The 26,515-nt window shown below is 44.3% G+C and carries 24 protein-coding genes; 23 read left to right on the forward strand and 1 reads right to left on the reverse strand.

What is annotated here, in order from left to right; genetic code table 11:
* Positions 1–108 precede the first annotated feature (108 nt).
* The 3 genes from ACJJIV_RS05680 to ACJJIV_RS05690 all read left to right on the forward strand — a co-directional run bounded on the left by ACJJIV_RS05680 (position 109) and on the right by ACJJIV_RS05690 (position 4,408).
* A complete protein-coding gene (locus ACJJIV_RS05680) occupies positions 109–2,883 on the forward strand; it encodes a valine--tRNA ligase (protein WP_444891061.1) in 2,775 nt (924 codons plus the stop codon).
* A gap of 576 nt (positions 2,884–3,459) precedes the next feature.
* On the forward strand, positions 3,460–3,954 hold the full coding sequence (locus ACJJIV_RS05685; protein ID WP_444885818.1) for a hypothetical protein: 495 nt from the start codon (positions 3,460–3,462) through the stop codon (positions 3,952–3,954).
* A 52-nt stretch (positions 3,955–4,006) separates the two neighbouring features.
* Complete coding sequence (locus tag ACJJIV_RS05690; protein ID WP_444891062.1) at positions 4,007–4,408, forward strand: hypothetical protein; 402 nt, start codon at positions 4,007–4,009, stop codon at positions 4,406–4,408.
* A gap of 143 nt (positions 4,409–4,551) precedes the next feature.
* Here ACJJIV_RS05690 and csrA read toward each other — a convergent pair whose 3' ends face one another.
* Positions 4,552–4,740 (reverse strand): carbon storage regulator CsrA, encoded by a 189-nt coding sequence (gene csrA, locus ACJJIV_RS05695; protein ID WP_282951427.1) that lies wholly within the window; start codon positions 4,738–4,740, stop codon positions 4,552–4,554.
* Positions 4,741–6,028: 1,288 nt separating this feature from the next.
* Here csrA and ACJJIV_RS05700 point away from each other — a divergent pair.
* From ACJJIV_RS05700 to ACJJIV_RS05795, 20 genes are all read left to right on the forward strand, one after another.
* Entirely contained in the window at positions 6,029–6,718 is a 690-nt protein-coding gene (locus ACJJIV_RS05700; RefSeq protein ID WP_444891063.1) for a hypothetical protein, read from the forward strand.
* Positions 6,719–6,775: 57 nt separating this feature from the next.
* Positions 6,776–7,174: a hypothetical protein gene (locus tag ACJJIV_RS05705; protein WP_444891064.1), complete on the forward strand. Its 399-nt coding sequence runs from the start codon at positions 6,776–6,778 to the stop codon at positions 7,172–7,174.
* Positions 7,175–7,597: 423 nt separating this feature from the next.
* The gene (locus tag ACJJIV_RS05710) at positions 7,598–8,020 is read left to right on the forward strand and encodes a hypothetical protein (RefSeq protein WP_444891065.1); all 423 of its coding nucleotides are present in this window, start codon (positions 7,598–7,600) and stop codon (positions 8,018–8,020) included.
* Positions 8,021–8,163: 143 nt separating this feature from the next.
* On the forward strand, positions 8,164–9,336 hold the full coding sequence (locus ACJJIV_RS05715; protein ID WP_444891066.1) for an SIR2 family protein: 1,173 nt from the start codon (positions 8,164–8,166) through the stop codon (positions 9,334–9,336).
* Positions 9,337–9,338: 2 nt separating this feature from the next.
* Positions 9,339–11,174 carry an ATP-binding protein gene (locus ACJJIV_RS05720; protein ID WP_444891067.1) on the forward strand — a complete coding sequence of 612 codons (1,836 nt, stop codon included), beginning with the start codon at positions 9,339–9,341 and terminating at the stop codon, positions 11,172–11,174.
* Positions 11,175–11,756: 582 nt separating this feature from the next.
* Entirely contained in the window at positions 11,757–12,155 is a 399-nt protein-coding gene (locus ACJJIV_RS05725) for a hypothetical protein (RefSeq protein ID WP_444891068.1), read from the forward strand.
* A 107-nt stretch (positions 12,156–12,262) separates the two neighbouring features.
* A complete protein-coding gene (locus ACJJIV_RS05730; protein WP_444891069.1) occupies positions 12,263–12,724 on the forward strand; it encodes an SF0329 family protein in 462 nt (153 codons plus the stop codon).
* A 775-nt stretch (positions 12,725–13,499) separates the two neighbouring features.
* Positions 13,500–14,057, forward strand: coding sequence for a hypothetical protein (locus ACJJIV_RS05735; RefSeq protein ID WP_444891070.1), 558 nt, complete (start codon positions 13,500–13,502; stop codon positions 14,055–14,057).
* 801 nt (positions 14,058–14,858) lie between these two features.
* Positions 14,859–15,371 carry a CbrC family protein gene (locus tag ACJJIV_RS05740; RefSeq protein WP_444891071.1) on the forward strand — a complete coding sequence of 171 codons (513 nt, stop codon included), beginning with the start codon at positions 14,859–14,861 and terminating at the stop codon, positions 15,369–15,371.
* 97 nt (positions 15,372–15,468) lie between these two features.
* Positions 15,469–15,882: a hypothetical protein gene (locus ACJJIV_RS05745; RefSeq protein WP_444891072.1), complete on the forward strand. Its 414-nt coding sequence runs from the start codon at positions 15,469–15,471 to the stop codon at positions 15,880–15,882.
* A 578-nt stretch (positions 15,883–16,460) separates the two neighbouring features.
* The gene (locus ACJJIV_RS05750) at positions 16,461–17,105 is read left to right on the forward strand and encodes a hypothetical protein (RefSeq protein WP_444891073.1); all 645 of its coding nucleotides are present in this window, start codon (positions 16,461–16,463) and stop codon (positions 17,103–17,105) included.
* Positions 17,106–17,761: 656 nt separating this feature from the next.
* Entirely contained in the window at positions 17,762–18,244 is a 483-nt protein-coding gene (locus ACJJIV_RS05755; RefSeq protein WP_444891074.1) for a YcxB family protein, read from the forward strand.
* 124 nt (positions 18,245–18,368) lie between these two features.
* On the forward strand, positions 18,369–18,737 hold the full coding sequence (locus ACJJIV_RS05760; protein ID WP_444891075.1) for a DUF6559 family protein: 369 nt from the start codon (positions 18,369–18,371) through the stop codon (positions 18,735–18,737).
* Between the two features lie 600 nt (positions 18,738–19,337).
* On the forward strand, positions 19,338–19,832 hold the full coding sequence (locus ACJJIV_RS05765) for a T6SS effector amidase Tae4 family protein (RefSeq protein WP_444885832.1): 495 nt from the start codon (positions 19,338–19,340) through the stop codon (positions 19,830–19,832).
* A 1,169-nt stretch (positions 19,833–21,001) separates the two neighbouring features.
* Complete coding sequence (locus ACJJIV_RS05770) at positions 21,002–21,589, forward strand: hypothetical protein (protein ID WP_444891076.1); 588 nt, start codon at positions 21,002–21,004, stop codon at positions 21,587–21,589.
* Positions 21,590–22,082: 493 nt separating this feature from the next.
* Positions 22,083–22,328 (forward strand): VF530 family protein, encoded by a 246-nt coding sequence (locus tag ACJJIV_RS05775; RefSeq protein ID WP_252084859.1) that lies wholly within the window; start codon positions 22,083–22,085, stop codon positions 22,326–22,328.
* A 608-nt stretch (positions 22,329–22,936) separates the two neighbouring features.
* On the forward strand, positions 22,937–23,623 hold the full coding sequence (locus ACJJIV_RS05780; protein ID WP_444891077.1) for a DUF1963 domain-containing protein: 687 nt from the start codon (positions 22,937–22,939) through the stop codon (positions 23,621–23,623).
* 432 nt (positions 23,624–24,055) lie between these two features.
* Positions 24,056–24,334, forward strand: coding sequence for a hypothetical protein (locus tag ACJJIV_RS05785; RefSeq protein WP_444891078.1), 279 nt, complete (start codon positions 24,056–24,058; stop codon positions 24,332–24,334).
* 82 nt (positions 24,335–24,416) lie between these two features.
* Positions 24,417–24,692, forward strand: coding sequence for a hypothetical protein (locus ACJJIV_RS05790; RefSeq protein WP_444891079.1), 276 nt, complete (start codon positions 24,417–24,419; stop codon positions 24,690–24,692).
* Between the two features lie 563 nt (positions 24,693–25,255).
* Positions 25,256–25,876, forward strand: coding sequence for a class I SAM-dependent methyltransferase (locus tag ACJJIV_RS05795; RefSeq protein ID WP_444891080.1), 621 nt, complete (start codon positions 25,256–25,258; stop codon positions 25,874–25,876).
* Positions 25,877–26,515: the final 639 nt, after the last annotated feature.

A 26,515-nucleotide genomic window follows, 5' to 3' on the forward strand; every position in this document is an offset into this window, starting at 1 on the left:
CCCGGCGGTATAATTGCCGCCTTTTCCGCGCAGCCCGAGCAAGCACCAGACTATCCTGAGCCAAAACGCTGTGCACGCAGTCAGTTAAACACAAGGTTTCCCGCCCGCATGGACAAAACATACCAGCCCAACGCCATCGAACAGCAGTGGTACAAAACCTGGGAGGAGAACGGCTACTTCAAGCCTTCCGGGGATACTGAGGCCAAGCCCTACAGCATTATGATCCCGCCGCCGAACGTCACCGGCAGCCTGCATATGGGCCACGGTTTCCAGGAGTCCATCATGGACGCCCTGATTCGCTACCACCGCATGCAGGGAGACAACACCCTGTGGCAAGTGGGCACCGACCATGCCGGTATCGCCACCCAGATGGTGGTAGAGCGCCTGCTGGGCGCCGAAGGCGTATCCCGCCACGACCTGGGCCGCGACAAGTTTATCGAGAAGGTCTGGGAGTGGAAGGAAGAGTCCGGCGGCACCATTACCCGCCAGCTGCGCCGCCTCGGTGCCAGCCCCGACTGGTCTCGCGAACGCTTCACCATGGACGACGGCTTCTACAAAGCGGTGCAGGAAGTCTTTATCAAACTGTATGAAGACGGCCTGATTTATCGCGGCAAGCGCCTGGTGAACTGGGACCCGAAATTCCACACTGCGATCTCAGATCTGGAAGTATTAAACGAAGAGAAGCAGGGACACCTGTGGCACTTCCGCTACCCGCTCTCAGACGGCTCCGGCCACTTGGTAGTTGCCACTACCCGCCCGGAAACCATGCTCGGCGATACCGCCGTAGCCGTACACCCGGAAGACGAGCGCTACCAGCACCTGATTGGCAAGACCATCAAGTTGCCCCTGGCGGATCGCGAAATCCCGATTATTGCTGACGAATACGTCGACCGTGAATTCGGCACCGGCTGTGTAAAAATCACCCCAGCCCACGACTTCAACGACTACGAAATGGGCCAGCGCCACAACCTCGAGATGATCAACATCCTCGATGCCGACGCCCACCTGAACGACGCAGTGCCGGAAAAATATCGAGGCATGGAGCGCTTTGCCGCGCGCACCCAGATTGTCGACGACCTGGACGCCCTCGGCCTACTGGAAAAAGTAGAACCCCACACCCTCAAGGTACCTCACGGGGACCGCTCCGGTGCAGTGATCGAGCCCTGGCTCACCGATCAATGGTATGTAAAAACCCAGCCCCTGGCCGATGAAGCCATCGCCGCCGTTGAAGATGGCCGCGTTGAGTTCGTACCGAAGAACTACGAGAACATGTATTTCTCCTGGATGCGCGATATCCAGGACTGGTGTATTTCCCGCCAACTGTGGTGGGGCCACCGCATCCCCGCCTGGTACGACAACGACGGCAATGTCTATGTTGGCCGCAGCGAAGAGGAAGTGCGCGAGAAGCACAACCTGGGCGCCGATATCAGCCTGCGCCAGGACGATGACGTACTCGACACCTGGTTCTCCTCCGGCCTGTGGACCTTCGGCACCCTGGGCTGGCCAGAAGATACCGAAGAACTGAAAGCCTTCCACCCCAGCTCCGTACTGGTCACCGGCTTCGATATTATTTTCTTCTGGGTTGCACGCATGATGATGCTGACCCTCTACTTCAAAAAGGAAGTACCGTTTAACACCGTGTACGTGCACGGCCTGGTGCGCGACAACCACGGCCAGAAGATGTCCAAATCCAAGGGCAACGTGATCGATCCTATCGACTTGATCGACGGTATCGACCTGGAGACCCTGGTAGAGAAGCGTACCTCTGGTCTGATGCAACCGCACCTGCGCGAGAAGATCGAAAAGCAAACCCGCAAGGACTTCCCCGAAGGTTTCTCTGCTTTTGGTACCGATGCCCTGCGCTACACCTACTACTCGCTGGCATCCACCGGCCGCGACATCAAGTTTGATGTGGGCCGTATTGAAGGCTTCCGCAACTTCTGTAACAAGATCTGGAATGCCTCCCGCTACGTACTGCAAAACTGTGAAGGACAGGACTGTGGCCAGGACAACAGTAGCGACTTCGAGCTGACTATCGCCGACCGCTGGATTATTTCCCAACTGCAGCGCACCGAAATTACCGTGCGCGAAGCGATGGATACCTACCGCTTCGACCTCGCCTCCCAGGCCCTGTACGACTTTATCTGGAGCGAGTACTGCAGCTGGTACCTGGAACTGTCCAAGCCGGTACTGTGGGACGACAACGCCTCCGACGCAGTGAAGAAAGGCACCCGCCGCACCCTGATCCGCGTACTGGAAACCATTTTGCGTCTGGCCCACCCGCTGATGCCGTTTATCACCGAAGAAATCTGGCAGCGTGTAAAAACCCTCGCCGGTGCTGAAGGCGATACCATTATGTTGCAGCGTTATCCAGAACCTAACAAGAATAAGATTGATGAAGAAGCGGAAGCGGCTGTTGCCTGGTTGAAGCAGGTAACTGACGGCATCCGTAATATCCGTGGTGAAATGAAGATCGCAGAGAAAAAGAATATTCCTCTCTTCTTCAAAAATGGCTCTCAGAGAGATCAAGAACTACTAGAGCAGTCTCGCAATCTTCTAATCAAACTGTCGAACCTTGAGGGGATAACCTGGCTGGAAAGCGGCGAATCCGCACCCGCTTCCGCTACCGCCCTGGTAGGTGAACTAGAGCTGCTAGTACCCATGGCCGGCCTGATCGACGTTAAAGCCGAGAGTGCGCGTCTGCAAAAAGAGATTGATAAACTTTCCAAAGAACTCGCACGGGTTGAAGGCAAACTCAACAATCCCAAGTTTGTAGACAAAGCTCCCGAAGCCGTTGTTGCCAAGGAGAAGGACAAGCTCGCGGAAATGAAAGGTGCTCACGAGCGTCTGCAACAGCAGCTTGAGGAAATCAGTAACCTTTAAGGCTTCTGTAATCCGCTCCAATAAAGAGCGGATCTGATTTAAAAAAGGGGGCTCTGCCCCCTTTTCTTTTTTTGATATAAATCAAACTGCCCCTTCTAGCCCTAATGCCTTTCGATTTTCTATCAACTTCAGAACCCGAGTATGTGCGCAATGTACCTGCATCGCTTATGAGTTTGTCAGCTCCAAAATCAGCTTTACCGAGGTGGTATACGACCTAAAGCGCAGTGAAACGCTTCAGGCACTGCTCAATTTTCTACCCTCCTAAGTAACTGATAAGAAATCAACATGATTCTGAATCGGTTTGGCTGTTATTTTTTATAGAGATCCTGATTGGAGATATTACGGAATTATTCAGAGACTCCCTATGTATAACAGCGAGTAAAAGAAAGTTTATTCATTGGGGACAGTGACCAAAGTAATTATTTTTGAACTTGGGACAAAGGTCCTAGATTCTATGTGATTTATTCATTCGTCAAGGTTATTACGCACTTCTTCATTAGATTGATTCCAGGGTGGCAATCATGATAATAGTGGTCAGAATGATTACTATATAAATGTTAAGTGCCAGGAGATCTAATGTTCGACCTGAATATAGATAATAAAAACAATCTCCATGTCATTGAAAATGGCAATGAACATATAATCCCTATTGTAATGGAGTATTGGAATACCAGAGATTTAATACTTCACTGGGGATATGAAACATACGACTTACTAGATGGTTATGCTTTGAGGTTTCTTTTAACAGGAATGCATGTTCTTAAGGGGCAAGGTTATATAAGAGCATTTCGAACAGTTAGGACACGTAACAAAATTCACTTTGATGATGTTCTAATAGTGGCGCCATGGAACGTACAGCAATGGGAGCCAATAGAAGCGCTCGAATATATTGTATCTCCGCATACTCAAACGGTTTATGACTATCAATTTAAACTCCCAGATAGAATTCCTGAGTTTTTTGTTACAAGTGATGAGCTCTCTTTCTGGAATAATGAGACAATAGAAAAAGATCCTCTGGCAGGTACTTATGAGCCAAAATATAAGCTATACACAGAACAACAAAGCACCTAACCAGCGAAGGCGCACAAAAGTCGCCGTTGCTGCGTACTTAAGGCTATAGATTATGTATCGAGCAGGTGAGGAAATCATCAATAAGGGGCTGAGCCCATTCACTCGCATACTACTTGGCTTTGTATCAGGAATGTTTGGCCTTGTAATGATCATCTCTGCACCGCCAACTGATAAAGCAATCGGCTTCTATGTCTTTGCTGGTGCTTGTTTAAGCATTTCATTTGCATGTATCTTTACTGGTAGAGTTCGTCAATTTTTCGGTAGCTTAATTGGTCTTGGATTGTTTTCTGCATCAATGTGGTATCTTTTAACTCAGCTACTACATGGCCCACTATTCTCGGCACGCTCAGAGCAATCTATTCTAAATGCAGTGTTATTTCTCGTTTTCTTCGGTGTTCCAGGTGTTTCTTATATATTCAAAGTTAGATTTGGTTTTGTACGTAAAAAGTCTTAACAAACGCAATCACGCGGACCGGCTTTAAGCTGTCTCCGCTTCGCTACATCAACTTAAAGCCATCCAGCGTTGCGGGCGTTAACTCTATCACCCGGCGGACTGAACACGCCAATGCGCGCGCTTGCTTCGCGCGTTCCGAAATCTCAACCACCTCCATCCCCCAACACCGGCTCCTTTTGCAAACGTCTATAGATTTCCTCACGGTGAACGGGTAGGGATTTGGGAGCACGTATGCCTATCTTTACTTGATTACCCTTAACTTCCAATACCGTAATTGAGACGTTAGCTCCAATCCGTAAGTTTTCACCCGTCCGGCGCTTTAAGATCAACATAATTGCTTCCTATGAATACTCAAACCATACGTAGACCTCCCTTAATGGAAGGATTTGAAAGTAACTTTTAAGGAAAGCAAGGTGGGGCGCGAGAACGGTAGGCATAGAGGTAAAAAAGCCAGACGCAACGCTTCCAGAGCCAGGGGACATGCCCCAACCTGCTGAATGAACTCCACTTTATTGAAGACGAGCGGGTTTCTAGCGTATGATCCATATAGCCATTTTGATAGGTCGATTATCAATTTGGTTAGCTGGCCCCAGGTGTTAGCGCACCTTGGGTCAGCGCCTTTTACTTACTCTTACGTCACGCTACCGTTCTCCTTTGAGGGAATGGTTTTAGAAAATTCTTGATTCTCTCGAATCTCTTTGGTCATCGGCCTTTAGAAGGCTGCTCAATGACGACCCAAATACCGATAAATATCCACCGATTTTACGCAGCTTTGACACTAAAACAAACTGAATAAAATCCAATAAGATTATTTTTGTGCCTATATTTTTTTGTTGCTAGCGATTTAAAATTTAGGCTGCAAATAAAAATGGCCATGAAAATTAATACCCCCACCCGCTCCCACACTGAAATTCAGAAAACAATAGATCATCAATACTGATGAAATATCTTCCACATATCTACAGAAAAGGTCTCTCGATATATCAAACAGCATGTAAATTTTTAGGATATTACTACAGGATTTAGAAGCCTCTGAACAACTCAATGATGCTTCTAATTACAGAGCGGTCACAATCAGAGCCTAGCTTCGCAGGAATGTCTAGACCTTACAAGCTGTCGCAACACGGGGTATCACTATGAAAGCCCCCTCGAGCCGAGGCTTGAAGGCCACAGCTGCTGCGTTGCAACACCTGTAAAGGGCTACCGTCATTCACGGCAAACTGCACCTAATATCTGTAGCCTTCAAAAGCCGAAGAGATATTACGGACTGATTCAGAGGCACTCTAGATACCTTAACCACTCCCCAATTAATACCAGCCTATAAAAGTTTGTGAGTGCTAGCTTAGGGGTTTACGTTCATATTGACCTTTATATTGGAGAACAAGAAGATACACAAAAAAAAATTGTGAAATCAATGGGTTAAGAACTGGTGTTAAAATCGGGATAGTAGTCAAAGTGATCGCTTTTCCAGTTAGTACACACGTATCAGGTTGCTTTAAGTCTATGGTGTTAAATAGAAATTTAGGCTGTGGAGTAGAAATTGATTCTGAGGTAATAATCATGATAATAGTGGTCAGAATAATTACTATATAGCTGTTAGAGCAAATCACGAGATACTTAATGGAAGATTTACTAAATAACGGATGGGTCATTGGAGTTGGAGGCGGTATTTTAAGCGGCCTTTTTGTTACTTGGCTTACGAGAACACTATTCTCCAAAAAAGACCAAAAAGAATTAGCGATAAATATATCTTCTGCGAATCGTGAAATTCTCTATGCCATCAGGCCTGAGATCTCTGAAAATGAGCTTCCATCCTTTGAGGTGGTTGATGCGTTAAAAAATGCTACCGCTAGAAAGTATAAGATCGAGCCAGAAAGGTTATTTAGCACTACTCAGATAATCGAAGAGCTAATTAAAGAGATTATGGATTCAAGTTTTATCTCTTCAGCAACTAAGAAATCTTATTGTGAAGCACTAAATTCAATCATCCCTGAAGCGACTGAAAGTACACCTGAAGAAATAGATAACGAGTTTTTTGTAGCGAAGGTTGAGTACAAGGAAAAAATGACAATGCTGCTGTCAATGACAGTAGGTACTATTGCAGCATTTGCAACAATGTTTTCCCTTGTAAAGAGTACCTTTGATTCATCCAATGTATTTGGCAAGGTGATGGACTCAATTTTTCCAATGCTGTTAGTAATGGCAGCAGTTGTGTTGGTTATGAATGTTATGCAAATTGCTTTAAAGCTAAGGCACAAAAGATTAAGAGCTGAGTACGGTATTCCTAGCGAACAAAGCTCTAACAAGTAGCTGCACAGAAAAAAATTACTCGCTGCGCTCATAACTCCCCTATGAACTAGGCGTTATATGTCCGGCTGGCGCATGAAAATATACATAAATTTATCTCTTATGATTCTTTTAGTTAGCTGCGCGCACCATGCGAACTTGACTCCGGTAAGCCCTGGTTCAGATGAGTATATTATGTTCTATGACAAATCAGACGTACAAATTCGGATGGCTAAAGGAGTTTCGCCTGAAGATAGAAATAGAATATATGAGAGCAAAGTTAAATTAATTCTAAATACTGACCCGGACACATCAGAGTGTGAAGTAGTAAAGGGAAGCGTAAATTTGGGGGAGCCTGGATCAGGTGGAACTGCTAAGGTCATTTGTCTTAGGTCACCAGCGTTAGAAAAAGACGGCATGTTTAATATGGATGGTTCACCCAATTATCGTTACCGGTTAAAGCCCTATGGTCGCATATAACAAGGCAAAACTAGGGACGCTTCCTTCGCTACGGAAATTTACCCCAGCTCGTAGCGCTATGAGTCTACATAAACGATGAAAAATCTGGCACTAGCACTTGGGAGTTTATTCGGTACCTATTTGTCACTTTTCTTTCTGTGGGCGCCAATCAATATGATAGGGGTGAAGTACCACCAAGTATGGCTGATGAATCTCTCTTACAAGTATGATGCAATTGCCAATAGCTCATGGGTTAGTAAGCTCGAGAAGGAAAACATCATATTTAAGCTTCGCTACAACAATACAATTTTTTGGTGCAATCAATTTGAACGCTGTAGCACGGATGAAAATTCATAACAAGTGCATGTTGTTCACCCACTTCATGGGCTGGGACCTACGCACTGTGTACTCCAGCCCCAAATGTAGGTGTTAAATTTAAATCATATGAAACTAAATTCTCATAAATTATTAAAATGTATAGTAAAAGGAAGAGAGGTTTCTCTTGCCAATATTATTCCTTTCATTGATACGAAGTTCAATGACTACAGGGATTGCTATCCGCTAGCAATGCTATGTGCGGATGGCTATGTCAGATGTGATTGGAGTGTTAACGGTTCGGTACCTGACGAATACACTCTGGCCTCAATGATTTATTCGTCTATTTCAGGGCAGAAAAAGGTCAATAACTACACAGCTTCAAATAAGCCGGTTAGTCCAGAAAATAGTAGATTTTATACAACCTCGAAGGCTGAGCTATATTTTGCACAAAACGCTGAAAAACGCTCGGATAGAATTTATGCAATGGCAGTGGGTATCGTCGTTGGCATATGCACCGCTATTGTTGCATATAAGCTTGGGGTTAAGTAAAAATTTAACAAGGCCATTAAATTCGTTCAGACCACAAAAAGCGTGGCTTCCTTCGAACTGCCTACGCATTGCTTCGGCATCCACTTATGGCGACGTTATAACGCTTTGCTAACTTGGTTGCAACTCTATAAAAAGGAAAATAAATGAATGATTTGATTGATGATGAGTTGTTCTTGCAAATAGAAGAGCACTTGAAGTGCAGTGAGCAAAGTTGGCTACTGGGTGCAGGAATAAGCTTCGAGGCTAAACTGCCGCTAATGTATCCTTTGACGAACAAAGTTAAAAAGGATGTAGAAGCTAGCCACAAAAAATTATATGATGATATTATAACTCCACTATTTCAAGATTTGCCTGAACAATGCCATATAGAACATGTTCTTAGTCATCTTGGCGACTATGCTGCATTAGCTGAAAGAAACAAAAAGAAAAAGACAATTATTAGTGGCGGTGAGGTTGAGTTAGACACCTTAGAAAAAGTACATAATACGATCCTTGAGTCTATCTCAAATGTGATCCGATGCGGCTATGTTGAGGACGAGGATGGAAATACAGTTGAAGAAGGCTCTTTGTCTAAACCAATCGTGGACATCAACGCACATTTAGAATTTGTTGATACTCTGTTTAACCACGCATCCGCTGGCGTTCATGAGCGAAGAAAAGCTGTAAATATTTTCACAACCAACTATGACACTCTTTTAGAAGATGCACTAGCACTAAGCAAAGTACCTTATTGGGATGGGTTTGATGGCGGAGCTGTAGCCCATCGAACTCATAAGTATGGGGAGCCCGCACCAGGGAATGGACAACGTGCGAATATAATAAAAATGCATGGCTCAATAGATTGGTATCTTTGTGACAAAGGGTATGTATGGCGAGTTAGAGACAACGACCTCTACCCAAAGGCGGAACGGAGAGTGCTAATTTACCCACAAGCTACAAAATACATTGCCACTCAACAGGATCCGTTCTCTACGCAATTTGATCTATTCAGAAAATCTCTGAATTCCTCCAATAGCAATATCTTAGCTGTTTGCGGATATAGTTTTGGCGACGATCACATCAACAACGAGATTGAATTTGCTTTATCAAAAGAAGAGAACAAAACCGTATTACTCGCTTTCTTGGAGTGTAGGGATGAAATTCCTCCATGTTTAGAAAAATGGCGTAGTGATAGTTTTGGTTCAAGAGTAATTATTGCATCCATACACGGCCTGTATATTGGAAAAGGTGGCCCATATAAAAGAAAAGACGAAGACGATTATTGGTGGACATTCAACGGTGTAACATCAGTATTAAAGAACGGATGCGAGGTTTAGTTATGTTTACACCATCTGAAGAGCTGAAAATTGGCCAAGTTGTCGAGGTATCAGGAACCAATATAAAAGTTGAGATTTCCGATAAAATATCAGAATTAACAAGAACTTTTAATGGTCGTGTTTACCCTATCGGTCAAATAGGTAGCATGGTTAAAATTCACTATGGTCGTAAAATAATTTTCGGCTTGGTGACAATGCTCAGAATGCGATCAGAAGAGTTAATTGAAGCAGGTATGCCTGTAACTGCTGATTCTGATCAGCGTGTAATGGAAGTCCAACTGCTAGCTGAAGGCAGCTGGAATAATACAAAATCAACTTTGGCTTTTAATCGTGGCATTAAAACCTATCCTTTGCCCCAACAAGGCGTATTTCTTCTAACCAACGAAGAAATCTCTTTTGTCTATCGCTCCGCAGAAGGTACAAGAGATGATGAAGTAGATCCATTAGTTCCCTTTGCAGTTTACAGTGCTTCTGAATCTACAGCCTGTCGAGCTAACATTAATAAAATGTTTGGTATGCATTGTGCGGTTCTTGGCTCTACAGGTTCTGGTAAGTCAGGTACCGTCGCTGCGATTATTCATAGCGTACTATTGCATAAAAACAATGAGCAAGAGCTGTCTCCTCAGATAGTGGTCATTGATCCTCATGGAGAATATGGTTCAGCCTTTAAATCTAGAGCGGTACAGTACCGAGCATATGACATCGCAACTGGTGATGACGGGCAAGAAGAGATAAAGCTTCCGTATTGGTTAATGTCTAGCGACGAGTTTACTAACCTGATCGTCGGTAAAACAGAAAGAAGTGCTACTAGCCAGAACAACGCGGTTCAGAAAGCACTTGCTCACGCCAGAATGGTTGCAGCTAAGATTATAAAGCCTTGCCCTAGAGAGTTTGGAACAAAGGAACTAGATCACTTAGAAAGTTTTGATGACCCAGACCTTTGTGATGGCAAAGATACGTCGGACATTCTGGAATTCGACCGTGATAAACCTAGACCATTCTGTTTGGAAGAATTTGAAAGTCATATTAAATATATACAGGGAGGTAGAAAAACAAATGCTGGACATGTAACTCTCACAAATACTGATCTGGCAAAATCACCTGTTCCTTCCATACTGGATAAGCTCAAGGTTCTTCGAAGAGATACTCGGCTTTCATTTATGATGAAGTGTTGGATCGATAATGATGATGAAATCCAGCTACATCAAGTCTTGAACCAATTCATAGGTGCGCCTAGCCAGGAAGGTAAAGATATCAGAATTATTGATATTTCAGGCCTGCCAAACGAAGTTGCAGGGCCACTGACTGCATTAATCGCTCGATTACTTTTTCAGTATAAAGTATTCCAAACTCAAGAAGAGAAAGAGAAAGACCCTATTTTACTGGTTTGTGAAGAAGCGCATAGATATGTTCCAGATCATGGAGAGGCTCAGTACGCAGCTGCCCAGGGAGCAATAAGACGAATAGCAAGAGAAGGACGAAAATACGGAATTGGTCTAATGCTTGTAAGTCAACGACCAGCTGATGTAGACAGTACAGTAATATCACAATGTGGTACATGGGTTGTTTTAAGACTTACAAATTCTGCAGATCAGCAACATGTTGCTCGATTCTTACCAGATGGACTTTCTGGTATGGTTGGAGCGCTACCTATTTTATCTCAGCAAGAAGCAATTTTTGTTGGTGAAGGCGCTGCTCTACCTTCTAGAGTAAGAGTAAGAGACCTAAAAGAAGAGCAATTACCGAAATCTAATACGATTCCGTTTGCTCAGGGCTGGGCGAGTGATCGCTTAGAATTAGATAAATTGAAGAAAATATCTGAAAGGATGTGCAGCTAATGAGCGCGTTATAAATCGGGTGGCCGGTAGTTTCTAGCTATCGGCTACCAAACCACTCATCGTGCGGATCCGCAATGAATCTCTACCCAACGATAGTGTCGAGCAGCTCTTCATTTGAGTTGAGTGTCATGGCAGTGCGCTACTTCTGAGTCAGCGGCCACACTGACAGCTTCACAGCAACTAGCTAAACAGATCTCCCCAAATAAGAACGTGGGCTTTCACTACACAACTGCATCATTTACTCTACCCGTTAGATCACCCGGCTTCGGTGTCCTTTGCCACCTCGCCTCCAGGCTAAGCCTTATAGGATTTTCTGTTCGCCAGCTCATAGTCTTGCTAGCAGCTTCCTCCCAACAAAACCTCACTGTGTAGCAGTTGCCATTCGCTGGTAGTTATCATTTAATGGCGCCCATTAAATGGTGATCCTCCTACAGGGGACTTTCACCCCATTAGTCCTCGCCCATACTGGGCGTACCAAGGCGAAGTACAATCGCCAGCAAAGCTGGCTGGACCTACATTCCGCAGCTTCGCTGCTTCATTTCGGTCCATGCTACTGGCAGCGTTATAACTCATGAGGCCTCTGTGACCTACATAAAGTACTTGTTTGTAATCTTGTTTCCTTGGTTAGCTTTTTTCGTAGGAGATATGATTTATGGTTCTTCGCACGTGATGTTTCATCATCCCTGCGAACAATCAGAATATGGATGTTGGCCTATGGATTCTACAAGTTTTGCTATAAAAGGGGCGTTGTTTGGTATCTTTATAGGCTTGGCAAATTTGTCGTCCTCTCAGCTTAAAATATCATTGGTGTCGGCATTAGTGTTGTTGGCTTTGATTACCGTCAGGCTGGGTGCTGTTCAAATGGAGGGTATTCTGTCTGTACTATTGGGCGGGTATTATTGGTTAAGTTTATTTGTCCCATTATTATTTAGTGCAGTGTTTTTTTACCTAGGTTCAAAGTATGTGTCAGGTAAGTTATAACAATACCAAGTACGATCACAAGAAAAGCTGGCTGGACCTACATTCCGAAGCTTCGCTGCTCCATTTCGGTTCATGTTGGCGACGTTAGTACTATAGAGATATAAGTAATGGGAAGACCTTGGAGTAAACTGCAGAAGGAATTTTATTTGCTGCGAGCAGATGGACTTGATCTGCAATTGCATTGCCGAGCCTATAGAATGGATTCACAAATGGGATCTACCGATATTCCTAGATATTGGATTACATTAGGCAAGGAGATAATCTGGGACTACCCAAGAGATTTTATTGGGAAGAATCATCCTAAACGAGTAAATACTAAGTGGTATCCTTATGGCAGTGATGTTCCAGATATTTCCAATCTAATACGAGAGTATATTGACACTCCAAAAGATGAGCTGATGTCAAAGAATTTTCAAAATGACCATTGGGGGTTGATTAACATATTTCGAGCTTCAGATAAGCGTATAGGTTTAAGACGCCTACCTGAGCTAAAGAGGAAAACAAAAAATAGGGCCGCATTGAAAGTAATTGAGGTGCGGCTAGAAAGCACTAAATCGGGTAGCCGGTAGCTTCTAACTACCGGACCCCAGACCACCCATCATGTGGGTCCTCAATAAGCAGCTCCCTATCCGTAATTAATCTCTACCCAACGATAGTGTCGAAAAGCTCTTCATTTGAGTAGAGTGTCATGGCAGTGCACTACCTCAACTTTAACCGACTGGAAACATATCGGTAGGCTAACCCTGCCTTCTAACTCGTGAAATTTGGGTTCAGGCCTTCACCGTACCCAAGGTATTAATCTTGACATTAGGCTACTATGCCGTCGGCTAACTTCAGCTTAATCATTACTGACCAAGGCGCTGCTATGTCCCGCCACTTTTGTCTATCCCCACGATGATGGCTAGCGAGCTGGGCCTACTTATGAATCAGCGGCCACGCTGCCAGCTTCACAGCAGCAAGCTAAACAGATCTCCCCAGATAAGAACGTGAACTTTCACTACACAACTGCATCATTTACTCTACCCGTTAGATCACATGGCTTCGGTGTCCTTGGCCACCTCGCCTCCAGGCTAAGCCTTATAAGATGTTTCTGTTCTTCAGCTCGTAGTTTTGCCAGCGGCTTCCTCCCCACAAGACATCCCTGTGTTGCAGTTGTCATTCGCTAGCAGTTAGCATTTAATAGAACCCATTAAATGGTGATCTTCCTACAGGGGCTTTCACCCCATTAGACCACGCCAATGCTGGGCGTACAACGTAGCAGCAATACGTAGCCTTTGGCTGCTGGGCTCAGCACTATGAGTTTCACCGTTGACCCAGACACAATAACTCAGTAAGGAGGACTAAATGAAAAAAGTGATTGGACTCGCCTTTGCTTTAATGTCTGTAAATACTTATTCTTCATGTGCAGGCGATGAGTATTCTAAATACCTAAATGCTCAAAATAAGGCTTTCATGTACGCAGCATCAGAGATGTCCAAGGCAGATTCAGAAAACTACAATAAAGTAAAAGAATTCGTGTCACTGCACATTAAAAGTAATAACTTACAAGTTTACATAGCAAAGAAATTTGAACAAATAGCGCCTGAACAGTTGAATACAGACAGTATTATCGGGAAGTACGTAATAAACAACAGTATAGTTCTTGCCGATGGCACCACAGCACCAGCTTGGGATGAAATTCTTAAGGACGACTATCACTACACCAGTGAGAGAAAAGCGCTTGAACATTTTAATGATTTTTATATGATGGGCGGCTTTTCTTCGGACGTTGAGGAAAAGGCAAAGTTTGAAACCTTTTATAAGGCTAGAAATATATTTAACAATTACTTAATGCAGGCGCCAACAATGAAGATTGTTACTGCTGCTTTTAGCACAAAAATAAAAGATGTCTGCTCATTATAAGTCGGGTAGCCGGTAGCTTCTAGCTACCGGCCCCACACCACCCATCGTACAGGTCCGCAATGGGCGGTTACCTATCGGTAATAAACCTCTACCCACCGATAGTGTCGAGCAGCTCTTCATTTGAGCTGAGTGTCATGGTAGTGCGCTACCTCAACTTTATCCAACTGGAAACATATCGGTAGGCTGGCCCTGTCTTTGAACTCATGGATTTAGGTTCACGCCTTCACCCTATCCAAGGTATTAATCTTGGTATTAGGCTACTATGCCGTCGGCTGATTTCTGTTTAAAAACCTCGGCCATTACTGACCGAGGCGCAGCTGTGTTCCACCATTTTTGTCTATCCCCGCGATGGTGGCTAGCAGGTTGGGCCTACTTATGAGTCAGCGGCCACGCTGACAGCTTCACAGCAGCAAGTTAACCAGGTTGCCCCAGATAAGAACGTGAACTTTCACTCCACAACTGCATCATTGACTCCACCCGTTAGATCACCCGGCTCCAGTGCCCCTGGCCACCTCCCCTCCATGCTAAGCCTTATAAGATGTTTCTGTTCGTCAGATCGCAGTTTTGCTAGCGACTTCCTCCCCACAAAACCTCTCAGTGTTGAAGTTGCCATTCGCTAGCAGTTAGCATTTAATGAAACCCATTAAACGGTGATCCTCCTACAGGGGACCTTCACCCCATTAGTCCTCGCCCATGCTGGGCGTAACAAGTACAAGTAGGTTGCTACGGGCCTTTGGCCCTTCGCGGAACGGCCTACGCTGCGCCCCATCCACCCCTGTTGTAGTCGCTATGAGTAAGAGCATGGAATTCAGATACTTTAGAGATCCAGAAGGGTTTGCACTTCTAGTAGACAGCCCGCAACCTTGTTCTGTCTGTAGCAAAGTAGGAGTTTGGTTTGATACTGGCGGCTACCCTGGTATCAATGAAATTGACTGTATTTGCGAAGATTGTCTCAAGTCTGGAAAGTTAATCGACTTAGAAATAGAAGCAAACCAATTCTACGACGATGATTCGGAAGAGTCGGTCACTCTAATGTATAAGACTCCAGCGTTACCCACTTGGCAGGAAACTGCATGGCCTTTAGTAAACGGCGAGTTTCCTGTGTTCGAGAGAATTGCATCTAAGCAAGATTTCGAAAGTAAGGACGATTTTTTGAAGTCATTTTCAGGGGAAGGTCAGGACGTGTCAGAGATCGAATGGCTGTGGGATAGACTACCAGAAAAGAAATTGAACAGTTACAAAGATGCCGGTGATGTCTCGGTTTACCTATTTACATTGGAAGGCAATAAATACTGGGTGTGGGATGCAAACTAAAATTTATAACAAAAACAGCCTAGGCGACGCCAAAAAGCGGCCCGCTTGCTGTTGACGTTAGGTATTGATGGGTATGCTCATAAAAAGAATTTATATAATGTCACTTGAACATCCAGGGCCCGGATTTAACGGGACCTTGGGGCGAGTCGGTCAAAAAGCTAATCTTCTGGATCTAGAAATGTTTGTGAGAGGCTATGAGTCATGCTTACTAGATGCTTATGGTGAGAAAAGAGCTGAAGATGAGTGGCTAGATTTTATTGAATACTTGCGGCATGAAGGGTTATTTCCTACAGAAGGGTGGGCAGCGAAAATCAGTCAGCAAAACCAATATAGTGAAGACTGTTTTGAGTACTTTCGTGAACTTCTCCATAAGTACCTTGTGTTGCGAATGCCCGATTGGTTTATTGAGTTCAACTGCTCAGCTCAGCCTAGCCCATGGCATAATGTCAATGGTCCTCGCAGTCAAGATATACGTCTAAAAAAACATATAGTGGCCGTGAACAAAGCCTAAATTGGGTAGCCGGTGGTTTCTAGCCACCGGCCCCCACACCCAGCATCGTGCGGCTCTGCAATGGGCGGTTCCTATCCGTAATCTCTGCCCAACGATAGTGTCGAGCAGCGCTTCACTTGAGTTGAGTCTCATGGCAGTGCGCTACTTCTGAATCAGCCGCCACGCCGACAACTTCACAGCAGCAAGCTAAACAGATCTGCTCAGATAAGATCGTGAACTTTCACTACATAACGGGATTATTGACTCTACCCGTTAGATCACCCGGCTTCGGTATCCTTTGCCACCTCGCCTCCAGGCCAAGCCATATAAGATGTTTCTGTTCATCAGCTCGTAGCTTTACTAGCCGCTTCCCCCCCCCTCAAGACCTCGCAGTATTGCAGTTGCCATTCGCTAGTAGTTAGCATTTAATGAAATTCATTAAATGGTGATCTTCCTACAGGGGACTTTCACCCATTAGTCCGCGTCCATGCTGGGCGTACCAAGTACAAGCAGGTTGCTGCGGGATTTTGGCCCTTCGCAAGACGGCCTACGCTACGCTCCAGCCATCCCTTTTGTGGTCGTTATAACCAAGGATAGATATGGAAAATAATAAGATATTTCTAACAATCAACAGAGTTAACTCAATACTCTTTCTACTCTTATTGATTGCTTCATTAATTGGGGCTTTTTTTATCTTTCAAGAGATAACGAAAAACACAAGGAGAAATGCGATAGAAATCGCAACTCCTGACAAAGAAACTAAAGAAATAATCGAGCTTTCAGATGTAGAAACAATTCGAGACAAAGGAATCCAGTATATACGTGTCTATTCAAAGCGTGACGGTGTTTTAAAGTCTGGGGGATATAGCCGAACCCTTCGAAACCTGCTTTTCTTAAGTCAAATCGGAGAGGAACCTACATGGTTACTTCCGGATAATAGCTCTCAAATTATTAATCATCGCATTCTTAGAACATATGATGATCAAACAAATGAATCGACATCCGACTACATATATGTGGAGATTAGCCCTAAATCTGAAGGGGTAAGCGCTTGTGTCAGCGCCACCGATGGAACAACCCTTGAGTGCCTTGATACTGGATTAAACAAAATCATCCAGTACGAGTATTTCTCAGATAAACAGACGTTGGGCTTGCTTGTTCAAGTGTCAGATGAACTTCGCTACAAAGTTTTTGACCTTATCTCGAAGAAGCTAGAGTCTGACAAATTTGTGATAAAGCTATAAATCGGGTAGCCGGTAGTTTCTAGCTACCGGCCCCCACACCACCCATCGTGCGGGTTCGCAATGGGCGGTTCCCTATCCGTAATGAATCTCTACCCAACGATAGTGTCGAGCAGCGCTTCATTTGAGCTGAGTGTCATGGCAGTGCGCTACTTCTGAGTCACCGATCACTCTGACAGCTCCACAGCAGCAGGCTAAACAGATTTCCCCAGATAAGAACGTGAACTTTTACTACATAACGGTATTATTGACTCTACCCGCTTCGGTGTCCTTGGCCACCTCGCCTCCAGGCCAAGCCATATAAGATGCTTCTGTTCGCCAGCTCGTAGTTTTGTTAGCGACTTCCTCCCCACAAGACCCCACGGTATTGCAGTTGCCATTCGCTGGTAGTTAGCATTTAATGGCGCCCATTAAACGGTGATCTTCCTACAGGGGACTTTCACCCCATTAGTTCACGTCCATGCTGGGTGTGCCAAATTTAGGCAAGCGGACAAATTACTACGCCTTCGATTCCGTAATTTGCCGTGGCTAAAGGCGTTATGTGGGGCTAAACCGAGGTCTTATTGAGAGATGTGGCGTAATTGACATTAGCTTAAAGAATCATCCTGACACTCACTGTAGTGCTACGACAAATTTACCAGACACAATAAGTTGTTTTTATGCAGCCTTTTAATACTCAATTTACCTTATCTAGAGATTACCTTGCCGAATGCTATGATCAGTCTCTACCCTATGGGAAAAATGTCAAGCCCAATTATCTTCTTCCTACATTATTATTATCTTCTGGTGCGGGATTACTGTTTTTTACTGAGCAGCCTAAGATCGCAAGTTGCACGTTAATTGCATTAGGCGTGCTGGAACTGATTCACATTCGATATCGACGAGCTTGGTGGTTAGCACGGCAGATGCTTGGGAAAAGTGCCGGTAGTGAGGTGAAATTAACCATAGATAAGGATGGAATCCAGACACAGAATCCTTATACGACAACAGCTCTATTGTGGGCAGATATCGAGCATATTATTGAAACCGATTTAGGGCTTATTTTGGTGGCTAAATCCGGGGGGCAGCAGTACTTGTCTAAATCGTTATTACCTGCTGAATTAATTCATGAGATAGTTACCAAGATTAAGGGTAAACATTGATTTCAATAAAAATTAAAATCGTGCCTACAATGCAGCTAATACAATACATAACAAGCTGCTCAAACGCGACGACCCTACGGGGTCGCCGCTTGGCAAGGCGTTAAATACACACAAGGAACACGTAATGCAGTTCATCCGAAGAATACAGCGAAATAGAGCGATAAAATCGTACTTACGGAAATTGCCTAAGTTGCTAGCGAAAGATTATGGAAAATCTAAAAGGTATCGCCCAAAACAAGTAAGGGCTACGATTGAGAGGTCAGGGCTCTCAATTATTTATACCTGTTACGCGATTTCAATTTTTTGCTCAAAGAAGGAATTTGATGCATATCATCATGAAATTGGTGAAGTGTGTGATTACGGAGCAATGCGTGGAGAAGTAGGAAATCTTCATTTTTACGGAATTGCAAACTTTAGTAGTAACGATGTTGCATCTGTTGGCTCTGACTTTGGTGTCGGTTCACATGGCATGGATGACGGCGGCACAGATTGAGGCATTTAAATCGGGTTTAGCTACCGACCCCCACACCGCCCATCGGCGAGTCCACAATGGGCGACACCCTATCCGTAATGAATCTCTGCCCAACGATAGTAACGAGTAGCTCTTCATTTGAACTGAGTGTCATGGCAGTGCGCTATTTCTGAGTCAGCGGCCACGCCGACAACTTCACAGCAGTAAGCTAAACTAATCTCCCTAGATAAGAACGTGAACTTTCACTACGCAACTGCACCATTGACTCTACCCGCTAAATCACCCAGCTTCGGTGTCCTTGGCCACCTCGCCTCCAGGCTAAGCCTTATAGGATGTTTCTGCCCATCAGCTCGTAGTTTTGCTAGCAGCTTCCTCCCCACAAGACCTCGTGGTGTTACAGTTGCCTTTCACTAGTAGTTAGCATTTAATGGAAACCATTAATCGGTGATCTTCCTACAGAAGACTTTCACCCCATTAGTTCACGCCATACTAGGCATATCAAACGTCTGCAATCTGACTTCCGGCCATTGGTACCTTTTGTACAAAAGCCGTACAAAAGCTGCCGGCAGTTAAGGTAGGCGTTAGCTTTAGTCGGAAATAGCAAACCAACAAGGAAGTTAAATGGTACGTTTTGATAGATTATGGGAAAACTACCCAAATGAAGATCCATGCGACGCAAAGAACCGGGATGGTGAAAAGCTTTTTGGAAACCAATGCGCGATTCGGCTAAGTCATGCAATGAAAAAATCTGGTATTAAATTCAATACTTTTCCAAAAGGAAGGAAGTGTTGGGTTCACCCAGGAGAGGAACATATTCTCGCAGCAGCAGAGCTTGCAGATTGGATTCAAAACTCAAAAATTCCAAATATGCTAGTTACTGAAAATATTACCGGTGAAAACTGGAGAGAAAAAGTAGAATCGAGGAAAGGAATTATATGCTTTGAAGATTACTATCTCCGCAGTGATGGTAGCGGTGGAGATCATATCGATCTCTGGAATGGTAGAGCTATGACTGGAATTGGCTCATACTTTCGTACGAGATTCAATATAGTTATTCCAAGCATTTGGTCTGACTTAGGTAAATCTAAAAAAATAAGGTTCTTTCCGGTAGCATGATGAAAAAATTACTCTGGTTTATCATCGCGTTTGTTTGCATCAGCATTGCTTATTTCTTCTTAGTGTATTTGGCTGGGTGGGCCTTGAGTCTGGCAGATTTCAGGCTCTACAATTCTGAAGCGGATCAGCAGCGTAATTTCAACATCGTAATGTCAGGGTGGCTTTTACTTTCCATAGTGGGTGCTGCTTGGTTAAGTAGGCGAAAAAACTGATAATGCGCAGCAAGCTGCAGTAGAGCGCGGAGTTAGCACCAAAAAGGTGTTAAGCAACGCATCAAGAAGAAGCTCAGGCTTTTGTACTAGATATCCTATGGTCAGTTATCTACGTGTGGAACCACAATTATATTTCTAATAAAGTTGACTATAAAGCTAGCTGCGCTAAAGCGGGTAGCCGGTAGTTTCTAGCTACCGCCCCCCACAACACCCATCGGGCAAGTCCGCAATGTGCTGCTCCCTATCCTTAATGAATCTCTACCCAACGATAGTGTCGAGCAGATCTTTATTTGAGTTTTGTGTCATGGCAGTACGCTACCTTAAATTTATCCGACTGGAAACATATCGGTAGGCTAGCCCTAACTTTTAACTTGTGGATTTTGGGTTCAGGCCTTCACCCTGTCCAAGGTATTCATCTTGGCATTAGGCTACTATGCCGTCGTCTGACTTCTGCTTAATCACCTTGATCATTATTAACCGAAGCGCTGCTATGCTCCACCACTTTGTCTACCCCACGATGGTAGCTAGCAGGCTGGGCCTATTTATGAGTCAGCGGCTACGCTGACAACTTTACAGCAGCAAGTTAAACAGACCTCCCCAGTTAAAAACGTGAACTTTCACTCCACAACTGCATCATTGACTCTACCCGCTAGACCACCCAGCTTCCGTGCCCCTGGCCACCTCGTCTCCTGGCTAAGCCTTATAGGATGTTTCTATTTGCCAGCGCGTAGTTTTGCTAGCAGCTTCCCCTCAACAAGACCTCACAGTGTTGCAGTTGCCATTCGCTAGTAGTTAGCATTTAATGGAATCCATTAAATTGTGAGCTTCCTACAGCGGGACTTTCACATCATTAGTCCATGCCCATACTGGGTGTAGAAAGTCAATCAATGCCACCCCTTCGGGGCTGGACCTCCACACTAAGTGCTTCGGCCCATTATTGAGGCGTTAAGTGAAGTGATGAAATACACTCCATTACTCTTACTATTGATGTGGGCTACACCAGAAAATGTTTTTGCGTGTATGAAAATTGCTCCCTTCATGCTTAAGGAGTATGAGGGTATGTCAGCCTATGAATCGAATTTGGCTTCGAGTGATATTGCTTTTCGAGGGTACTTGATACAAGCGGAAACTACGGCACGAGCATCTCGGGAAGAGGGTGGTGTAAGAATCTATAAGTATCTCGTAATTGAGCCATTTAAAGGGAATATTAAAAAAAATGAGATCGTAGAGGTATCACAAAATCGTATTTATTGTAGCTTTACCTATAGTATCGACAAAGAACATTTAGTTTATCTTACAGAAGATAAAAACGGACTATATCAATTTGGTATGGCTAACTCTGGCCCGCTATTAGATCAAATTCTTGATATGGAAAAAGAGGAAGATGAAGAGTTTTATCAAGAGATCGTGGAAGCCGGTAGAGGATCTGATTATACGGTGCGATCATATTTTCCCGACGGGAAGCCAAGAATTTACACATATAGTGCTGAAAAACAGCTGGACAAAGTTCGTGCCGCATCATTATTTAAATCGGGTAGTCAGTAGTTTCTAACTGTCGGCCCCAAACCATCCATCGTACGAGTCCGCAATGGGCGGCTCCCAATCCGTACGAGCCAACGATAGTCTCTAACAGCTCTTCATTTGAGCTGAGTGTCATGGCAGTACGCTACTTCTGAGTCAGCGGCCACGCCGACAACTTCACAGCAACAAGCTAAACAGATCAGCTCAGATAAGATCGTGAACTTTCACTACATAAAGGTATTATTGACTCTACCAGTTAGATCACCCGGCTTCGGTGTCCTTTGCCACCTCCCCTCCAAGCTAAGCTTTATAGGATGTTTCTGTTCGTCAGCTCGTAGTTTTGCCAGTAGCTCCCTCCCCCACAAGACTTCCTGGTGTTGCAGTTGCCATTCGCTAGTAGTTAACATTTAATGGCGACCATTAAATGGTGATTTCCCTATAGGGGACTTTCACCCCATTAGTTCACGCCCATGCTCGCGGCATTATGCGTCATTTAACATAGGGTATTGATTGAAGAATGAGTAAAGAACAACCAAATAATCCGCTACATGGTATTACTCTTGAGAAAGTTGTTACACGATTGCAGGAGCATTATGGCTGGGATGGTTTGGCAGATAGGATTAATATCAATTGCTTTAAGAGTGACCCATCAATTAAGTCTTCGCTCAAGTTTTTACGCAAAACCCAGTGGGCGCGAGATAAAGTCGAGAATCTGTATATCTCAACTTTTGAAAATAAATCTCCGTGGGCTAATCGTAAATAAGCACTATTTGGTAACCACATAGATGTCGCTGTGATTAGGTAGGGACAGGCGCATAAATCGGGTAGTCGGTAGTTTCTAGCTACCGGCCCCCACACAACCCATCGTGCCAGTCCACAATGGCCGGTTTCCTATCCGTTGAATCCCTACCCAACGATAGTATCGAGTAGCTCTTCATTTGAGTAGAGTATCATGGCAGTGCGCTACTTCTGAGTCAGCGGCCAGGCTGGCAGCTTCACAGCAGCCAGTTAAAATGATCTCCCAAGATAAGAACGTGACCTTTCACTGTATAGCTGCACCATTGACTCTACCCTTAGACCACCCCCTCCAGGCTAAGCCTTATAGGATATTTCTATTCGCCAGCTCGTAGTCTTGCTAGCGGCTTCCTCCCCACAAGGCCTCACGGCGTTGCAGTTGCCATTCGCTGGTAGTTAGCATTTAATGGCGCCCATTAAATGGTGACTTTCCTACACGGGACTTTCACCCCATTAGTCCACGCCCATACTAGGCGTACCAAGTTACTCAAGTACACTCCGTTCCGCTTCCATGGGACAGCCTACACTGAGTTTCAGCTGCCTATTAGCAAGGGTTTAGAGTACACAAGGATAAGTATGATTACTCGGAATACAATAAAATTCAAAGTAACTGAATTACCGATTTCTGATGTTGTTACAAAATTTGGCGGTCAGCCTAATTGGCTTGAGGAAGCTCAATGGCCAATAAGCTCTGAAATGGATTCTCCCATGCGCTTTATTTGTCAGATCAAACTTACAAATGATCTATTTCCAGGCTGTGAGGGAAAAGTGGCCTATATCTTCATGACAGATGATGATGAGTACGTTGATGGAACATGGGAGCCAGATGGTGGCGAGAATGCAGTAATTATTCAACCGGGTGGTAAGCCTCAAATTAAGGTACGAAATATCACCACTGGACCAACTTTACAGGACTATGTTGAAGTAAAGGGGAAAACTGGTCTTTACCCAATAGACATCGAATTAGCTGTTGATCTTTCAGCCTCAAAAGACCCAGAGTTCATTCCAGAAGCAGAACGCTTTGACCTAGCTGACGAGGACTATGAAAAATACTGTAATAAGCTGGGAGGAAATAAAATTGGTGGGACACCCAGCTTTCTTCAAGGTGACGAATTTCCCGGACATACGGATGACTGGTCACTTCTTATGCAACTAGATTCGTGTGAAGTTCCATTTAGTATCAATTTTGGAGACTCCGGTGTTTCATACGCATTCATAAATAAAGAGGGAACGATTGGTAAGTTCCTCTGGCAATGTTGTTGAGCTGCTCAAAATCATGTAGCCGGCAGTTTCTAGTTACCGGCTACTACATCAGTCATCGCGGGGGTGCGTAATAGGCCGTTCCTTATCCATGTACTTAACGATAGTCTCGAACTGATTAGGCCTATATATGAGTCTGTTACCGCCCTGACAGCTTCACTGTAGTAAATTAAACAGACTTCCCCAGTTAATTTCACTACACAACTGCATCTTTGACTCTACCCTTTAGATCACCCGGCTTCAGTGTCCTTGGCTGTTGCAGTTGTCATTCTCTAGTAGTTAGCATTTAATGGAACCCATTAAATGGTGATCTTCCTACAGGGTACTTTCGCCCCAATTAGTCCACACCCATACTGGGTGTACCAAGCATAGGCACACCGACGAAACTGGCGTTGCGCTTAAATTTTGCTCGCGCTACGAGCGCTAGGTGTACGCATGGATATTACGATTGATGGACCAACTTTCTACGACCAAGAAGATGAAAATATTTTCTTTTCCTGCATCTATGAGCTTCCTGATTACAAACAGGTGCGAGGCCATGGACTGGAGCTAACTATCAGCTTTAACCAATCACCTTCAGATGAGGCCATAATTAAGTTATTGGTAATCTGTAGGCGCTGGCATATTAATGCAAATATGCTTGAGGGTTTTAAACGTAAATCAAATTTAAAATGCTACCTATGGCAAAATGAAATCCCACAGTCGAGCACCTAACAAATAAAGGCTGTACGCCCTGCGGACTGGACGTGCTAACCTGCGCCGCTGCTTTGGGCATTATGTGTAGGGGAGAGAAAAAATGAAAACCTTTGCATTAAGCTTGATTATTATTGGTAGCGTCATTGGTCTGTCTAACTGGGTATCAGGGCTAAATGCTTTAATAAAGAAAGGTAGTACATCATTTTTTCCATATATAGGCGGTATAATTTTCTTGGGTGGAGTATATTTACACCCAACATTACACTTATTGGATTATTGGTGGCTTGCTTTAATCGTAGACTTTACATTGCTTCCATTAATATTAGTGTTAGCTTGTCAAGCTGCTAGAAATATAGGAAGAAATGAAAACACATAAATCGGGTAGCCGGTAGTTTCTAGCTACCGCCCCCCCATCGTGCGGGTCCGCAATAGGCGGCTCCCTATCCGTAATGGCTCTCTACCCAACGATAGTGCCGAACAGCTCTTCATTTGAGTAGAGTATCCTGGCAGTACGCAACTTCCGAGTCAGCGGCCACGCCAACAACTTTACAGCAGTAAGCTAAACCTATCTCCCCAGATAAGAACGTTAACTTTCACTATCCAACTACACCATTTACTCTACCCGCTAGATCATATGGCTTCGGTGTCCTTGGCCACCTCGCCTCCAGGCTTATAGGATTTTTCTTTGCATTAATTCGTAATTTTACTAGCGGCTTCCTCCCCACAAAACCTCGCGGTGCTGCAGTTGCCATCCGCCAGTAGTTAGCATTTAATGGAGCCCATTGAACGGTAATCTTCCTGCAGAGGACTTTCACCCCATTAGGCTACCCCCATGCAGGGCTTACCAAGTAAAGACAGCATCGCCCCTTCGGGGCTGGACCTCGCTACGCTCGGCTACTGTTCGCGGCGTTAGATTTTTTTACTCATCGGAGATAGGGAATGTCAACGAGAGAAATCTCCAACTATTATGACTCAACAGAACATAGTGATACTCGTGAAGATTTGATTTTTGCTCTAAGTAAAGTAAAAGGAAAAAGGATTTCTGTTGATTGTGGCTGTGGAGCAGGATCAGATATAGCTTATTTGCGCAGTAATAATTTCACGGTTCATGCCTTTGATATCGAGAATGAATCTATATCTAGATGTCGTAAACGATTCAAAGATGATGAGCAGGTTATTCTATCAAGGGATAGCTTTAATACTTTCCATTATCCTGAGTCCTCGCTGGTAGTTGCTGATGCCAGTCTTTTCTTTTGTCCTGAAAAAGATTTTGAGTCAGTTTGGTTGAAAATAACTAACTCTTTGACAGAGGGTGGAATCTTTTGCGGTTCATTCCTGGGGCCGAAAGATACAATGGCTGGGCCTGAGTATGATAAGGAAGCATTTTGGAGTGATACTCTAATTATGAATGAATCGAAGATTAAAAAACACCTCAGTAACTTTGAGCTATTAAAGTGGACTGAACATGACCTTTCAGGAGAAACTACAGATGGCACACCGCACCATTGGCATATATTCTCCATCGTAGCGAGAAAAAAATCTAAATCGGGTAACCAGTAGTTTCTAGCTACCGGCCCCCACACCACCCATCATACATGTCCGCAATGGGCGGTTCCCTATCCGTAATAAATCTCTACCCAACGATACTGTCGAGCAGCTCTTCCATCGAGTTGAATGTCATGGCAGAAGAAAGGAGGTGATAGCAGATGTAAGAGCCTATATTGCTTTTTACAACTCAAGCAGAATACATACAACACTGGGGGACCTAGCCCCTATCAAATTTGAGAAATGTACTTAGAGGAGTGTTCGGTTGGAGTTGACCGCAACAGAGTGGGGTGAAAGAACTTAAATAGGCGTTTAAATTTACTAACGGTGGTTAGAGTCTGGCAATCTGACTTAAGTGCGCCACGCCCCTGAGCTATTTTTTTAAAGAGGCTAGGCTACCGTAGATTATTTAATTGCAAATATATTTACCAGATTGCCACTTTATAGGAAATCTATAATCTAAAGTAGCTAATAGATTCGCTTTGGAACTTAAAGGGTCTTTAATAGAAAGATAGATAGTGAACCACTGGCTCCCTGGTCAACTATTACATGAAATCAGGGCTCTTAACTCATGAGTAAAGATACAAGATTTTTTCATAGTGTTTTTTCAATATACGGTGATCTTTCCAAGGAGCAGTGGAAGCTGGCGCTATG

The sequence above is a fragment of the Microbulbifer mixtoriginis (SeqCode) genome (genome assembly GCF_052466765.1).

Coding starts and splice junctions, on each gene's coding strand:
- ACJJIV_RS05680 (WP_444891061.1), top strand. CDS start 109: ATGGACAAAACATACCAGCCCAACGCCATCGAACAGCAGTGGTACAAA.
- ACJJIV_RS05685 (WP_444885818.1), top strand. CDS start 3,460: ATGTTCGACCTGAATATAGATAATAAAAACAATCTCCATGTCATTGAA.
- ACJJIV_RS05690 (WP_444891062.1), top strand. CDS start 4,007: ATGTATCGAGCAGGTGAGGAAATCATCAATAAGGGGCTGAGCCCATTC.
- csrA (WP_282951427.1), bottom strand. CDS start 4,740: ATGTTGATCTTAAAGCGCCGGACGGGTGAAAACTTACGGATTGGAGCT.
- ACJJIV_RS05700 (WP_444891063.1), top strand. CDS start 6,029: ATGGAAGATTTACTAAATAACGGATGGGTCATTGGAGTTGGAGGCGGT.
- ACJJIV_RS05705 (WP_444891064.1), top strand. CDS start 6,776: ATGTCCGGCTGGCGCATGAAAATATACATAAATTTATCTCTTATGATT.
- ACJJIV_RS05710 (WP_444891065.1), top strand. CDS start 7,598: ATGAAACTAAATTCTCATAAATTATTAAAATGTATAGTAAAAGGAAGA.
- ACJJIV_RS05715 (WP_444891066.1), top strand. CDS start 8,164: ATGAATGATTTGATTGATGATGAGTTGTTCTTGCAAATAGAAGAGCAC.
- ACJJIV_RS05720 (WP_444891067.1), top strand. CDS start 9,339: ATGTTTACACCATCTGAAGAGCTGAAAATTGGCCAAGTTGTCGAGGTA.
- ACJJIV_RS05730 (WP_444891069.1), top strand. CDS start 12,263: ATGGGAAGACCTTGGAGTAAACTGCAGAAGGAATTTTATTTGCTGCGA.
- ACJJIV_RS05735 (WP_444891070.1), top strand. CDS start 13,500: ATGAAAAAAGTGATTGGACTCGCCTTTGCTTTAATGTCTGTAAATACT.
- ACJJIV_RS05740 (WP_444891071.1), top strand. CDS start 14,859: ATGGAATTCAGATACTTTAGAGATCCAGAAGGGTTTGCACTTCTAGTA.
- ACJJIV_RS05745 (WP_444891072.1), top strand. CDS start 15,469: ATGTCACTTGAACATCCAGGGCCCGGATTTAACGGGACCTTGGGGCGA.
- ACJJIV_RS05750 (WP_444891073.1), top strand. CDS start 16,461: ATGGAAAATAATAAGATATTTCTAACAATCAACAGAGTTAACTCAATA.
- ACJJIV_RS05755 (WP_444891074.1), top strand. CDS start 17,762: ATGCAGCCTTTTAATACTCAATTTACCTTATCTAGAGATTACCTTGCC.
- ACJJIV_RS05760 (WP_444891075.1), top strand. CDS start 18,369: ATGCAGTTCATCCGAAGAATACAGCGAAATAGAGCGATAAAATCGTAC.
- ACJJIV_RS05765 (WP_444885832.1), top strand. CDS start 19,338: ATGGTACGTTTTGATAGATTATGGGAAAACTACCCAAATGAAGATCCA.
- ACJJIV_RS05770 (WP_444891076.1), top strand. CDS start 21,002: ATGAAATACACTCCATTACTCTTACTATTGATGTGGGCTACACCAGAA.
- ACJJIV_RS05775 (WP_252084859.1), top strand. CDS start 22,083: ATGAGTAAAGAACAACCAAATAATCCGCTACATGGTATTACTCTTGAG.
- ACJJIV_RS05780 (WP_444891077.1), top strand. CDS start 22,937: ATGATTACTCGGAATACAATAAAATTCAAAGTAACTGAATTACCGATT.
- ACJJIV_RS05785 (WP_444891078.1), top strand. CDS start 24,056: ATGGATATTACGATTGATGGACCAACTTTCTACGACCAAGAAGATGAA.
- ACJJIV_RS05790 (WP_444891079.1), top strand. CDS start 24,417: ATGAAAACCTTTGCATTAAGCTTGATTATTATTGGTAGCGTCATTGGT.
- ACJJIV_RS05795 (WP_444891080.1), top strand. CDS start 25,256: ATGTCAACGAGAGAAATCTCCAACTATTATGACTCAACAGAACATAGT.